The sequence below is a fragment of the Nocardia sp. NPDC051981 genome, from assembly GCF_040680715.1.
Lineage (GTDB): Bacteria > Actinomycetota > Actinomycetes > Mycobacteriales > Mycobacteriaceae > Nocardia.
In genome coordinates, this window is the sequence record NZ_JBFAXK010000002.1 from 378,201 (window position 1) to 392,123 (window position 13,923).

The window sequence follows — 13,923 nt, forward strand, 5'->3', positions numbered from 1 at the left end:
CGCGCGCGGGCGGGGTGGTCTCGTCGTGGGGGGGGTCGTCCCCCCGCGGGCGGCCCCCCCCCCCCCCCCCCCCCCCGGCCCGCCAGGTCCCCATCGACGACCTGCGCACCGAGCTCGACCTGACCAGTGTCCCCAACTGGGGGATCGTGCTGCGCCGCGGCCTGGTCGAGCTCACCGCCCACGATTTCGACCTCATCTCCCGCGCTATGGTCGGGCAGTGATGGCGAATGACGGACTGCGCACCGAATTCGAGCACGCCGACGAAAGCCCCGGTCTCTTGCTCTGGCAGGTGACCAACCGCTGGCAGGCCGCGCAACGCGCGGCACTGGCCCCCTTCGACCTGACCCACGTCCAGTTCGTCCTGCTCGCCGCCCTGACCTGGCTGACCAGCCGGTCGGGCGGCGATCCCGTCACCCAGCGCGACCTCGCCGGCCACGCCGCCACCGACCCCATGATGACCTCCCAGGTGCTGCGCACCCTGGAACAGAAGGGCCTGCTGGAACGGCGCGATCACCCCACCGACCGCCGCGCGAAATCCCTCGTTCCCACCGAAGCCGGTGCGGCCCTTGTCAATCGGGCCATCGGCGCCGTCGAAACCTGCGACCGCGACTTCTTCGCCCCCCTCGGCGACCGCACCCCCCGCTTCACCGCGGCATTACGCCAACTCCGCGACCGCGGTTAGTCCAGGTCTCCCATAGCAGCGGCACAGCACCATCGCCGCCACCGCGCAGACCAACGGCCGGGCCGGTTCGCAGGTCCACGCGCTACGGAATTTTTTTTCAACCGTCCAGTTTTCGTGCAGCCGTGCCGAGGGCCACCACACCTGTCGGAGGGCACTGTCATGATGGAGCGCGTGACTGCCGCGACCGCCCAGGCCCAGCTCCGGCTCGACGAACTCGATGCCGAGCAGGCCGCGGCCGTGCGCGCACCCCGGGGACCGGTCTGCGTGCTGGCGGGCGCCGGCACCGGCAAGACGCGCACCATCACCCATCGCATCGCGCACCTGGTCTCGGCCGGGCATGTGCGCGCCGACCAGGTGCTGTCGGTGACCTTCACCGCCCGTGCGGCGGGGGAGCTGCGGAATCGGCTGCGGGCACTGGGTTTGAGCGGTGAGGCCGGGCAGGTGCAGGCCCGGACCTTCCATGCCGCGGCCCTGCGGCAGCTCAAATACTTCTGGCCGCAGGTGGTCGGCGAGGTGCCGTGGCGGCTGATCGACGGCAAGTTCCCCATCGTGGCCCAGGCCGCCGGCCGGGCCGGGCTGCCCACCGACACCGACAGCCTGCGTGATCTGATCAGTGAGATCGAATGGGCCAAGGGCTCGCTCGTCGCGCCCGAGGACTATGCGGGTGAGGCGGCCCGCCGCCACCGCGATGTGCCCTACGAGGCGAAGAAGGTCTCGGCGGTCTACACCTACTACGAGGCCCTGAAGAACACCCCCGACGGGCTGTTGCTCGATTTCGACGATCTGCTGTTGCACACCGCGGCCGCGCTCGAGGACTATTCGTCGGTGGCCGAGGAGTTCCGCGGCCGCTACCGGTGTTTCGTGGTGGACGAGTACCAGGACGTCACCCCGCTGCAGCAACGGGTGCTCGACGCCTGGCTCGGCGATCGCGACGACCTGACCGTGGTCGGCGACGCCAACCAGACCATCTACTCCTTCACCGGAGCCAGCCCGGCCTATCTGCTCGACTTCTCCCGCCGCTTCCCCGACGCCACCGTGGTCCGCCTGGAACGCGACTATCGCTCCACCCCGCAGGTGGTGTCGCTGGCCAACCGGGTGATCGGTGCGGCCCGCGGCCGCATCGCGGGCACCCGGCTGCAGCTCATCGGCCAGCGCGCCGACGGCCCGGAACCGACCTTCGCCGAATTCGACGACGAGCCCGCCGAGGCCGCCGCCGTCGCCAGGGCGGTGGCGAAACTGCTCGGAAACGGTGTTCCCGCAGCGGAAATCGCGATCCTCTATCGCATCAACGCGCAATCGGAGGTCTACGAGCAGGCGCTCACCGAGGCGGGCATCCCGTATCAGGTGCGCGGCGGCGAGGGCTTCTTCCACCGGCCCGAGGTGCGGCAGGCGGTGTCGGCGTTGCGCACGGCCGCCAATCGCGACGACCTGCCCGATGCCCGCGGCGAGCGGCTGGTCACCCTGGTGCGCGCGGCGCTGGCCCAGGTCGGGCTCACCAAGGAGGAGCCGGTCGGCGCCCAGGCCCGCGAACGCTGGTCCTCGCTGATGGCACTGGTCCAGCTCACCGAGGAACTGGCCGAACAGGATCCGGACCTGGAACTGACCGGCGTGCTGCGCGAGCTGGCCGCCCGCGCCGAGGCCCGGCACCCACCGACCGTGCAGGGCATCACACTGGCTTCGCTGCACGCTGCCAAGGGTCTGGAGTGGGACGCCGTCTTCCTGGTCGGCTTGGCCGATGGCACCCTGCCCATTCAGCACGTACTCGGCCCGGACGCAACGGTTTCCGACGAGGTCGCCCTCGAGGAGGAACGCCGCCTGCTCTACGTCGGCGTCACCCGCGCGCGGGAGCACCTCCAATTGTCCTGGGCCCTGGCCCGTTCCGCGGGCGGCCGCAAGGTGCGCCGCCGTTCCCGCTTCCTCATCGGCCTGGTCCCCGACGACTCCCCGGCCTCGCGCATCGCCGCCCACACCACCGAACGCCGTAACGGTCCCAAGCGCGTCCACCCGACCTGCCGCATTTGCGGTCGGCCGCTGCTGAATACGCAGGCCACCATGCTCGGCCGCTGCTCGCGCTGCCCCGCCGACATCGACCCGGAATTGCTCGAGGCGCTGAAGGAATGGCGACGCGAGAAGGCTGAGGAGCTGTCACTGCCACATTTTGTGGTATTCAGCGATACGACCCTGACCGCCATCGCCGAACAGCGCCCGGCCGACGACCGAGCCCTGGTAGCGATCCCCGGCATCGGGGCCAAGAAACTGCAGACATACGGCGCGGATGTCCTCGCGATCGTCCGATCGCGGCTACGGGACTCTTCCTAGTCCGTGCGCGGAATGTGTGCAAGCCCCTAAAACCGCAGGTCAAAAATAGGTTGTGCGCATCCGTATGGATACCTAGTGTGGTTCTCACGCACCGGGGAGGAACCCGCGTGTTCCAAGCACTGATCGCTACGAGTGAAGGAGGGAGGCAGACCGATGAACAACATTTCAAGCTTCGTTTCGACCGGCAGCATCGCCGGCCGTCCGGCGACGGCATGCGTCATGTCCGTCGCGTCCGTCTCCCGGGGGATCCTCGCGCCCAAGGGGATTCGTATGTCCGGTGCTAATGGCGATCTTGGTCTTCAGGTCTTTGCAAGCAAAGCCCAAGCGGATCAGCAGATCGTGATCAAGCAGGACAAGCCCAAGGGTGACTGGCACCCGGCTGCCGTGTACGCGGCCGTCGAAACCCTCGCAGTCGCAACCGGAACCGAGCGTCCGGTGCATCTGCTGGCAGCCCGTCCCCGCACTACCGACCCAGCGACCGTGATCAGGAGTCGACACCGAAGTCGACTCAGGTAGGGAATCACTCCCAGACCTCCTGGCCACGGATCGCGAACCCCGCGAAACCGTGGCCACAGTTTTATCGGCCCTGCAGCCACCGGCACCGGTTTCGCGAAACACCGAACGACCGATGCACGAGCTGAAGGAGCCCGACGTGTCCACCACGGTCATCCGTGAACGAGTGACATGCCGCAACACCGTGGCCAACACGACTACCCGCACCCGCCGGGGAGTCACCATCACCCTGCCCTGCCGAGTCGGCAACCCGGACCTCTGGTTCGCCGAGGCCCCCGCCCAGCTGGAAGAGGCGAAGGCGCTGTGCGCGTCCTGCCCGATCCGCCAGGGCTGCCTGTCGGCCGCGCTGGATCGCGGTGAGCCCTGGGGTGTCTGGGGCGGTGAGATCTTCGACCAGGGTGTCGTGATCGCCCGCAAGCGCCCGCGTGGCCGCCCGCGCAAGGTCGCGGTGGCATGATCGCCCCGGCTTCCGGGGGAGTAGAACGCATACGACCCGCTTACCAGACGGTAGGCGGGTCGTTTTGCGTCGCAGGGGAATTCAGCTCGCGGCGCGGAGGGTCTCGACGTAGCCGGGGACCCAGTCGTTCATGAGCTTCATGAAGGGGATTTCGGCGTCGAGCTGGGCGCAGATCCCTACCGAGCCGCCGAGGACTCGGAAGATCATCACGTGTTCCGCCGGGAGTTGCAGGGAGCGAGCGGTTTTCATCATCTCGGCGTTGGAGATGTCGGTGGCCTTGCCCGCCACGCGCTGCATCCACCGGCGGGTGAAGTGGAAGGTTTCGGTTTTGATGGGGTCGGTGAAGGGACGCAGGTAGTCCTGGATCTCCTGGATGCTCACGGTCTTGCCGGGGATGACCCAGCCGTTGTCGTGCAGCAGCGCCGTCAGTTCGTCGTAACGCTGCTGGACCTCGAGCGCCACCATCTGGCCCAGGATCTTGGGGAAGCCATTGGGCAGGGGAGCGCAGGCGCCGTAGTCGATGACCGCGAGGCGGCCGTCCTCGAGCACCATGAAATTGCCCGGATGCGGATCGGCGTGCAGCAGGCCCGCGATCGACGGTGAGCTGAAATGGAACTCGCCCATCAGCGAGGCCGTCCTATTGCGCAGGTCGACCGTGCCGGCCGGGTCCGCCATGCCGCGCTGAATGATCTTCGAGACCGGGGTGGCATTGTCCAGCCACTCGGTGACGATCACCTTCGGTGCGCTGGCCACCACCTTCGGCACCAGGAAGCGCGGGTGCCCCTCGTAGGCCCGGGCGAACTGGCGCTGATGCCCGGCCTCGATCCGGTAGTCCAGCTCCTCCTCGGTGCGCTCACTGATCTCGGCGAGGATCGGCTTGATGTCGGCGCCCGGAATGAGCGCGCTCATCATGCCCGCCATCCGGTTGAGCGTCTTGAGATCGGCGCGCAGCGCCTCGTCGGCACCCGGGTACTGCACCTTCACCGCGACCACCCGGCCGTCGGACCAGATCGCCTTGTGCACCTGGCCGATGCTGGCCGAGGCGGTGGGCGCGTCGTCGAATTCCCGGAATCGTTGCCGCCAGCCGGTTCCCAGCTGCTGGTCCAGCTGCCGGTGCACGGCCGCGGCCGGCATGGGCGGCGCGGCGGCCTGCAGCTTGGTGAGAGCCTCGCGGTAGTGCTCGCCGAACTCCTCCGGGACGGCGGCCTCCATCACCGACAGCGCCTGGCCGAACTTCATGGCGCCGCCCTTGAGCTCACCGAGCACGGCGAAGAGCTGTTCGGCGGCCTTCTGATTCAGCTCGGCGTTGATCTCCTGCTTGTCTCCCCCGGCAAGTTTGCGGCCGAAACCCACGGCCGCCCGCCCTGCGATGCCCAGCGGAATCTTGGCCAGCTTGGCATTGCGGGAAGAGCGCTTGCTCACAATCTCTGACACGTTCCCATCATGCCGATGTCCCAGACGGTCCGCCATGGGATTGGGGTGTTCTTCCGGGTTAGCGGCGATAGTGGTTTCCATCACACCACCGCGCTTTCATGGCAACCGCAGCTCGGATGGATGGGCCACGGACGCCGATCCAGGTGCGGAATCTCCGGATCCCATTCGAGCGTGGCATGCAGCGTGGCCGGTGGGTGCTCCGCCCGGCCGAAGGACACGGTCTCGATCTCCTTCAGCGCCAGGGCCGCGGTCATGGCCACCCCCGCCGGGGACGCGTACCCGACCCGCCCCAGCAACTGCGCCGCCAGTTGCGGCCACGCCGGTTCGGACTCGGCGCGATACATGTCCGCGCAACGCAGACAACCGGTTTCGCCCGGCAGCACCAGCGGGCCGACGATCCCGCGCCCATCGCGGATGCGAACCTGCAGATGGGGAATGCGGCGGCGCATGAGCGCGGCCACCAGGGCGGGATCCGGGACCAGGGTGTCGGACAGCACGAGCAGATCCGGCCGATCCGCCTCGAGACTCTCGATGCCCGGCTCTCCGTAGCGCGCGTGGGAGTGCTTGGCCCGCAGGCCGATTCGGCGCAGGCCGTCCAGCAGTGCGTCCGCCAGCGGCCCGCGGCCGTGGACCCGCACCTTCCGCAATCGTGCCCGCGGCTCATCCGCGGCCAGCAGCTCCGCGGCCGCCATCTGCTCGAGCAGCGACTGCGCGATGTCGGTGCCGAATCCCAATTCCCGGGCCTGCCAGAGAATCTCGGCCTCGGTGCGGGACCCGTCCAGTAGCCGCAGCAGCGCCGGCACCGCCTCGATTGGCCCCGGTGGTTGCAGGATGACCGCGTGCTCGGGATCCCAGCCGAGCTGGACCGCGCCATTCGGGCGCACCAGCACGGTGATTCGGGGATGGAGCATCGGTCCACGGGTCGGCAGCACAGTCGTCATGTCATCAGCGTGCATGCCCCCGGAAACGCCGAAACCCGCGAAAACGCTTGTTCATCAGCGCTTTCACGGGTTATCCACAACTCGGGTCAGGGCCTTGCGCCCATCCACAGGTCAGGCGGTGGCGTCGCCCTCGGGCTTGTCGCCGGTGGCATCCCCGCCCTTGCCTTCCTTTTCGGCGCGCTCCCGCGCCTCCGTCTCGGCCAGCTGCGCCAGCGGATCGTCGAACACCGCCGCGCCGCCGCCCAGCACCGAATCGATGAAGCCCGCCGGGGCGTCGAGGTCGGAGGAGTCGGGCAGCAGGTCCGGGTGCGCCCACACGCCGTCGCGCTTCTCCAGCCCGGCGTCGGTGGTCAGTCGCCGCCACAGCGCGGCGGCCTCGCGCACCTTGCGCGGCCGCAGCTCCAGGCCGACGAGGGTGGCGAAGGTCTGCTCGGCCGGCCCGCCGGTGGCGCGACGACGGCGCAGCGTCTCGGCCAGCGCGCCCGCACCGGGCAGCCGATCGCCCACGGCGTCGGTGACCACGGTCTCCACCCAGCCCTCGATCAAGGCCAGCAGCGTCTCCAGTCGCTCCAGCGCGGCCTTCTGCTCGGGGGTGGTCTGCGGTTCGAACGTGCCCTGCGACAGCAGCTCTTCCAGCTTCGACGGATCCTGCGCCAGCGCCATGGGATCCAGGTTCTGGGCGGCCTGCTCGATGGCCGAGAAGTCCATCTTGATGCCGCGCGCGTAGTCCTCGACCGCGCCCAGCACCTGCTGGCGCAGCCACGGCACGTGCGCGAACAGCCGCTGATGCGCGGTCTCGCGGGCGGCCAGGTAGACCAGGATCTCGCTCTCCGGCTGCTCGAGCCCGGCGCTGAATTCCGAGATGGCCGCGGGCAGCAGCGCCGCGGTGCCGTCGGGACCCAGCGGCAGGCCGATGTCGGTGGAGGTCAGCACCTCCTTGGCGAGCTGGCCCAGGGCCTGGCCCAGCTGCGAACCGAATGCGAGTCCGCCCATCTGACTGAGCATTCCGAACATCGGCGCCGCGAATTCCCTGGCCTCGGCCGGGAGTGTGGCGGTCCACATGCCCGAAACCTGTTCGGCCACCGGATCACACAGCCGCTTCCAGGTGGGCAGCGTCTCCTCGATCCAGTCGTTGGCGGTCCACGCGACGGTCTTGGTCGCGCCCGCGGGGAAAGTGGTGGCGGCGTCGAGCCACAGCTCCGCCAGGTGCGCCGCGTCGGCGACCGCGCTCTGCGCGCCGGACGAGACGGGCGAGACACTGGACCCGAGCTGCTGGCGAGCCAGCCGCTTGGCGATGTCGTAATTGACCGGACCGGTCTGTGCGCCCGGCTGTCCCATGCTCGAGAACATGGCACCCAGCTGCGTCAGCATCTGACCGAGTTGCGAGGGATCGAATCCGCCGCCGCCCGGACCGCCCATGGCGAATCCGAACGGGTTGTTCGCACCAGAACCGCTGGACTGGTCCCCGGGCTTGCGCTCCGGATCGTCGTCGCGATTCGAGAATCCGAACGGAAAATCACTCATACCCACTACGGTACTGGAGCCGCGGACCACGCGAACCGCCGAGCGGAGCGCGGCAATGGCCTCGATGACCAGTACCCTTGGCCGCGTGAACCGTCGGATATTCACCCTGCTCGCCGCTCTCGTCCCGATTCTGGCGCTGGGCATACTTGGCAGTGTCGTCACTGTTCCGTTCGTGGCGCTCGGACCAGGGCCGACCTTCAATACGCTGGGCGAAGTCGACGGAAAACAAGTGGTCGACGTGCAGGGCGCGCCGGTGAAACCGGTGTCCGGCAATCTCAATATGACGACCGTCTCCGTTCGCGATCGGCTGAATATTTTCGAGGCGATCGGCTTGTGGATCGACGGCCAGCACGGTTTGGTGCCGCGCGCGGAGGTCTATCCGCCGGGGCAGTCGCGTGATGATGTCGACAAATCCAATCAGCAGCAGTTCAAGGATTCCGAGGACTCCGCGGAATTGGCGGCACTCAACTATCTGAAGCTGCCGACCGCGGTACAGCTGGCGAATGTCGCCGACGACGGCCCGGCCAAGGACATGCTGAAGAAGGGCGACGAGATCGTCAGCATCGACGGTAAGCCGATCGCCACCACCAAAGACGTTGTGACCGCGGTCTCCTCCGCCAAGCCCGGCACCACCATCCCGGTGGTGGTCCGCCGCGACGGCGTCGAGCAGACCGCCGAGATCACCCTGGGCGCGCGCCCCGACGACTCCGGCAAGGGCTACCTCGGCATCACTCCCGACGAGGTCAACAAGGGCCCGATCAAGGTCGACTTCAACCTCGGCGAGATCGGTGGTCCGTCGGCGGGCCTCATGTTCACCCTGGCCCTCGTTGACAAGCTCACCACCGGTGACCTGTCGGGCGGCAAGTTCGTCGCGGGCACCGGCACCATCGACCCCGACGGCAAGGTCGGCCCGATCGGCGGCATCCAGTACAAGATGATCGCCGCCCGCGAAGCCGGCGCCGAGACCTTCATGGTCCCCGCCGCCAACTGCAACGAGGCCGCTCAGCGCACGCCCGCGGGCCTGCGCCTGGTCAAGGTCGAAAACCTGTCCGGCGCGGTCCAATCGCTCGAGGACATCAACGCGGGCAAGGAAGTCACCAGCTGCGGCTGACCTCGCTCAGAAGTCGTCGGGATCGTTCTCCAGCGTGTGGCGCAGGGCTTCGACGAGATTCGGGGCGAGGTTGGGGGCGGTGCGCAGATCGAGGTCGCCGAAGGGATCCTCGTCCTCCTCGCTGGGGCGGACCTGCAGCAGCGACAGCGAGGTGCCATCGCGCAGGACACCGACGAACAGGCGGGCGTCGCGGCGCTCGGCGTGGGTCATGGCCGCGCGGCGGGCGGCCTGGTCGGCGGCGTCGCGGTCGGCGAGCAGGGGAGCGATGGCATCGTCGAGGGTCTGCTCGGCGGCCGGCGGCAGCACCACGATCTGCTGTACCAGTACACAGCCCTCGACCGACGGCGGCCAGCTGGTGGTGGCGAGGAACTCGTCGAGCGCCACGGCGTCGGCCTCGCCCGCGATGTCCTCCGGGAAGGGCTCCTGCGCAATGGGCGTCAGGGCGTCCTGCTCGTCCAGCTGATCCAGCAGGGCGGGTTCGGCGGCGACCAGGTCCGCGGTCGGTACCAGGGCGAACATCTGCGGCGGGCGGTCCCAGCCTTCGCCGTCGACATATTCCGCGACTTCCCGGATACACCGGTACAGGGCCGAGGCCGCCCACTGCTCAGGATTCACCCGGCAATCCTCGCATCCCGTTCATGTCCGGCCCACGCGGCAGGTGTTCGGCCGCGCGGCGGGCGTTTTACGTAGAGTGGGGCGCGAACGGTCCCCTGGGACCAACTCGCATCATCGGACTGCGACGCTGCGTGCCGGTATCCCGGCCGGGGCGTCGCCGGACCTGGGAGAGTGGCATCGTGGGCATGCGCCCCCCGACCGGCTTACCTTCGCTGTCGCGACGCAGCCGCATTCTGCTCGTCACGGCGCTGGTGCTGGCCGCACTGTTACTGGTCGGGCCCCGGCTCACCGACGCCTATACCAACTGGTTGTGGTTCGGGGAGGTGGGCTTCCGCAACGTCTACACCACCGTGCTGTTCACCCGGATCCTGTTGTTCCTGGTGGTCGCGGTGGTCGTGGCCGTCATCATCTGGCTGGCGCTGCTGCTGGCGTACCGGTCGCGTCCGGTGTTCGTGCCGATGAACGGACCCGGCGATCCGATCGCCCGCTACCGGACGACGGTGATGAGCCGGCTGCGTCTGTTCGGTATCGGCATCCCGGTGCTCATCGGCGTGCTGTCGGGTCTGGTGGCGCAGTCGAGCTGGGTGACGGTGCAGCTGTTCCTGCACGGCAGCTCCTTCGGGGTCAAGGATCCGCAGTTCCATCTGGACGTCGGCTTCTACGCCTTCGATCTGCCGTTCTATCGGATGGTGCTGAACTGGCTGTTCGTCTCCGTGGTGATCGCCTTCTTCGCGAACCTGGTGGCGCACTACGTCTTCGGCGGGCTGCGGCTGTCCGGTCGCGAGGGCACGCTGAGCACGTCGGCGCGCGTGCAGCTGGCCATCCTGGCCGGACTCTTCGTGCTGCTCAAGGCGGTCGCGTATTGGCTGGACCGCTACGCGCTGCTGTCGAGCACCCGCAAGGAGCCGACCTTCACCGGTGGCTCCTACACCGATATCAATGCGGTGCTGCCGGCCAAGCTGATCCTGCTGTCCATCGCGGTCATCTGCGCCATCGCCTTCTTCGCCGGAGTCGTGCTGCGCGACCTGCGAATTCCGGCCATGGCGGCGGCGCTGCTGGTGCTGTCCTCGGTGCTGGTGGGCGCGGTGTGGCCGCTGCTGGTGGAGCAGTTCTCGGTGCGCCCGAACGCGGCCACCAAGGAACAGGCCTATATCGAGCGCAATATCGAGGCCACCCGCGAGGCTTACGGGCTCACCCAGGACAAGGTCCAGTACGTCGACTACAAGGGCGAGGCGACCAAGGACCCGGTCACCGTGCCCGCCGACCAGCAGACCATCAAGAACATCCGGCTGCTGGACCCGAACCTGCTGACCCAGACGTTCATTCAGCGCAATCTGCAGCTGCAGAACTTCTACGGCTTCCCGGATCCGCTCGACATCGACCGTTACACCATCAACGGTGAGATGGGCGATTACATCGTGGCCGCGCGCGAGCTGCAGCCGCAGAACCTGTCCGGTAACCAGACCGACTGGATCAACAAGCACACCGTGTACACGCACGGCAACGGCTTCGTGGCTTCGCCCGCCAACAAGGTGAACGCGGCTCCGCCCAAGGAATCCCAGCAGGCCGGTCAGTCCGCGGGCAGTGATTCCGGTGGCGGGTACGGCTATCCGGTGTTCAATGTCGGCGACAAGAAGACCGTCAGCGACCTGTTCACGCCCAAGGAAGAGCAGGCCATCCCGGTCGATCAGCCGCGCATCTACTACGGCGAGCTGATCTCCAAGTCAGATGCCGACTACGCGATCGTGGGCAGCAACAACCAGCCCAAGCGCGAATACGACACCCCCACCGACCAGTTCACCTACGACGGCGCGGGCGGCGTGCCGCTCGGCAACTGGTTCAACCGGCTGGCCTTCGCGGCCAAGTACGCCGAGCGCAACATCCTGTTCTCGGGCGCCATCGGACCGGATTCGAAGATCATCTTCAATCGCAATCCGCGCGACCGCGTCACCCAGGTGGCGCCGTGGCTGACCGCCGACGGCGATGTGTACCCGGCCGTGGTGAAGGGCCGCATCGTCTGGATCGTGGACGCCTACACCACCCTCGACAACTACCCGTACGCGCAGAAGACCTCGCTGGACGGCGTCGTCGAGGACTCCATCGACCAGACCACGGGGCGTCTACTACCCCGCAAGGAGGTCTCCTACATCCGGAACTCGGTGAAGGCCACCGTAGATGCATACGACGGCACCGTCAGCCTGTACGAGGTGGACAAGACCGATCCGGTGCTGAAGGCGTGGATGGGCGTGTTCCCGAACGCGGTGAAGCCGGAGAGCGCCATCTCCGACGAGCTGCGCGCGCACTTCCGCTACCCGGAGGACCTGTTCAAGGTGCAGCGCGAGATGCTGGCGAAGTACCACGTGGACGATCCGCGAGAGTTCTTCACCAACAACGCCTTCTGGTCGGTGCCCAATGATCCGACCCAGGAGGGCGCGGCCAGCGGGGCGCATCAACCGCCGTACTACGTCCTGCTCGGTGATACGAAGACCGGAAAGTCGCAGTTCAACCTGACCAGTGTGATGGTGGGTTACAAGCGGAACTTCCTGTCCGCCTACATCCAGGCGCATTCGGATCCCGACAACTACGGCAAGATCACCGTTTTGAAGCTGCCCGCGGATTCACAGACGCCGGGCCCGGGCCAGACGCAGACGTCGATGACGACGGCCGATCAAGTGTCCCGAGACCGGAACCTGCTGACCGGTGGCAATGTCAACAAGATCAAATACGGCAATCTGCTGACCCTGCCGGTCGGTGACGGCGGCATCCTGTACGTCGAACCCTGGTACCTGGAACGCAATACCGGCGGGCCCAACGCGCCCTCCTTCCCGCAGCTGGTGAAGGTGCTGGCCAGCTACCGCGACAAGGTCGGCTACGGATCGACGGTCAAGGAAGCGCTCGACCAGGTGCTGCCCGGAACCGGTAGCGCCGCAACCGATCAGCCGGGACAGGCGGCCACTCCGCCTGCCCAGGGCGCGACGCCGCCGACCACACCGGCGGCACCCCCGGCCAACGGGTCCGCCGGCAAGGATGCGGCGGTCAAGCAACTCGACGACGCCTTGAGGGCGGTTCAGGACGCACAGAAGTCCGGCGACCTGGGCCAACTGGGCAAGGCGCTGGAGCAGTTGCAGACCGCCGTGAACAACTACGAGAAGACGGGTGGGTAACTGACCCGTTAGCCACGAAAGGCGCTGCCACCACTGGGTGACAGCGCCTTTCGCGTATCAGGATGCCCATCGATGCGCAGGGCGTGGACAATGCCGCGATCCAGCGTCCAGCGTGGCAGAAAATCACCGCGGATGAGGTTGGCGCGGAAGATATCTGCAATCGAGGGCCACAGTCTGGCCGCGGCGCCACTCCGTTCGCAGGATGAAGGAGCGGGACATACCCGCCCCCACCGACGAACGGAGTACCCATGTTTCTCGTGACCGGAGCCACCGGCACCGTCGGCCGCGCGGTGGTCGATCGGCTGCTGGCCGAGGGTCTGCCGGTGCGGGCCGTCACCCGCCGCCCCGAGGCGGCCGGCCTGCCCGCCGGGGTGGAGGTCCTGCGCGCCGATCTCGGCGACGCGGACAGCCTGTCCGCCGCGCTGACCGGTGTCCGCGGCGTCTTCCTGTCGACCGCGGGCCCCGAGATCCCCACGCACGACACGAATCTCGCCCGGGCCGCCGTGGCCGCGGGAGTCGAGCACATCGTGAAGCTGTCGTCCGGGCGAGCTGGCGACGCGGCCGCGACCGACCCGATTCCCGCCTGGCATCGCGCCGGCGAGGACGCGGTGCGCGCGAGCGGGGTCGCGTGGACCATGGTGCGCCCCATGGGATTCATGTCCAACGTGCTGCACTGGGCGCCCTCGATCCGCGAATCCGCCACTGTCCGTGCGCCTTTCGGCCAGGGCCGCATCGCGGTGGTGGATCCGCGCGATATCGCCGCCGTCGCTGTGGTGGCGCTCGCCGACCCGGCGCGCCATGCCGGTCAGGTCTACACGGTCACCGGTCCGCAGGCGCTCTCCCCGGCCGAGCAGACCGAGACCCTCGCCGAAATCCTCGGCCGCCCACTGCGATTCGAGGAGATCTCGGCCGACCGCGCGCGAGCGGATCTGCTGCGTTTCGGGGTGGAGCCGGTGCTGGCCATGGCCATCATGGCCCTGCGCGCCACGGCGCTGGAGTCCTTCACCTCGGTGGTGTATCCGACGGTCGCGGAGGTCACGGGCCGGTCACCGCGAACCTTTCAGGAATGGGCTCTCGATAATCGCGCGGAATTTACTGCCGCACAATAAGAATTGTTGCCTCCGAATAGCGAAAGGTGCTGTGTCGCCATTGACACAGCACCT

Annotated in this window: 11 protein-coding genes and 1 pseudogene (1 of these 12 cut by a window edge); 8 read left to right on the plus strand and 4 right to left on the minus strand. The window is 67.9% G+C overall.

Features of this window, described 5'->3' with window-relative positions; all coding sequences use genetic code 11:
- The 5 genes and pseudogenes from AB0L60_RS05650 to AB0L60_RS05670 form a co-directional block, all read left to right on the plus strand.
- A pseudogene (locus AB0L60_RS05650) lies at positions 1-221 on the plus strand (EVE domain-containing protein); it begins 262 nt to the left of the window's first position.
- Positions 221-682 (plus strand): MarR family transcriptional regulator, encoded by a 462-nt coding sequence (locus tag AB0L60_RS05655; RefSeq protein WP_364607746.1) that lies wholly within the window; start codon positions 221-223, stop codon positions 680-682. The pseudogene AB0L60_RS05650 and the gene AB0L60_RS05655 overlap by 1 nt, the downstream one beginning before the upstream one ends.
- A 159-nt stretch (positions 683-841) precedes the next feature.
- Entirely contained in the window at positions 842-3,001 is a 2,160-nt protein-coding gene (locus AB0L60_RS05660) for an ATP-dependent DNA helicase UvrD2 (protein WP_364607749.1), read from the plus strand.
- Positions 3,002-3,154: 153 nt separating this feature from the next.
- Positions 3,155-3,517, plus strand: a complete 363-nt coding sequence (locus AB0L60_RS05665; RefSeq protein WP_364607752.1) for a hypothetical protein — start codon at positions 3,155-3,157, stop codon at positions 3,515-3,517.
- 181 nt (positions 3,518-3,698) lie between these two features.
- Positions 3,699-3,971 carry a WhiB family transcriptional regulator gene (locus tag AB0L60_RS05670; RefSeq protein WP_354840815.1) on the plus strand — a complete coding sequence of 91 codons (273 nt, stop codon included), beginning with the start codon at positions 3,699-3,701 and terminating at the stop codon, positions 3,969-3,971.
- A gap of 81 nt (positions 3,972-4,052) precedes the next feature.
- Here AB0L60_RS05670 and AB0L60_RS05675 read toward each other — a convergent pair whose 3' ends face one another.
- From AB0L60_RS05675 to AB0L60_RS05685, 3 genes are all read right to left on the minus strand, one after another.
- Positions 4,053-5,441 carry an AarF/UbiB family protein gene (locus tag AB0L60_RS05675; protein WP_364608558.1) on the minus strand — a complete coding sequence of 463 codons (1,389 nt, stop codon included), beginning with the start codon at positions 5,439-5,441 and terminating at the stop codon, positions 4,053-4,055.
- 44 nt (positions 5,442-5,485) lie between these two features.
- A complete protein-coding gene (locus AB0L60_RS05680) occupies positions 5,486-6,346 on the minus strand; it encodes a TOMM precursor leader peptide-binding protein (protein ID WP_364607755.1) in 861 nt (286 codons plus the stop codon).
- A gap of 111 nt (positions 6,347-6,457) precedes the next feature.
- A complete protein-coding gene (locus AB0L60_RS05685) occupies positions 6,458-7,870 on the minus strand; it encodes a zinc-dependent metalloprotease (protein WP_364607758.1) in 1,413 nt (470 codons plus the stop codon).
- Positions 7,871-7,955: 85 nt separating this feature from the next.
- Here AB0L60_RS05685 and AB0L60_RS05690 point away from each other — a divergent pair, with 85 nt between their 5' ends.
- Positions 7,956-8,981, plus strand: a complete 1,026-nt coding sequence (locus tag AB0L60_RS05690; protein ID WP_364607761.1) for a PDZ domain-containing protein — start codon at positions 7,956-7,958, stop codon at positions 8,979-8,981.
- Positions 8,982-8,987: 6 nt separating this feature from the next.
- Here AB0L60_RS05690 and AB0L60_RS05695 read toward each other — a convergent pair whose 3' ends face one another.
- Positions 8,988-9,596, minus strand: coding sequence for a PPA1309 family protein (locus AB0L60_RS05695; protein WP_364607764.1), 609 nt, complete (start codon positions 9,594-9,596; stop codon positions 8,988-8,990).
- 179 nt (positions 9,597-9,775) lie between these two features.
- Between AB0L60_RS05695 and AB0L60_RS05700 the strand changes: the two genes are divergently transcribed.
- Positions 9,776-12,760 carry a UPF0182 family protein gene (locus AB0L60_RS05700; protein ID WP_364607767.1) on the plus strand — a complete coding sequence of 995 codons (2,985 nt, stop codon included), beginning with the start codon at positions 9,776-9,778 and terminating at the stop codon, positions 12,758-12,760.
- Positions 12,761-13,008: 248 nt separating this feature from the next.
- Positions 13,009-13,869, plus strand: a complete 861-nt coding sequence (locus AB0L60_RS05705) for an NAD(P)H-binding protein (RefSeq protein WP_364607770.1) — start codon at positions 13,009-13,011, stop codon at positions 13,867-13,869.
- Positions 13,870-13,923: the final 54 nt, after the last annotated feature.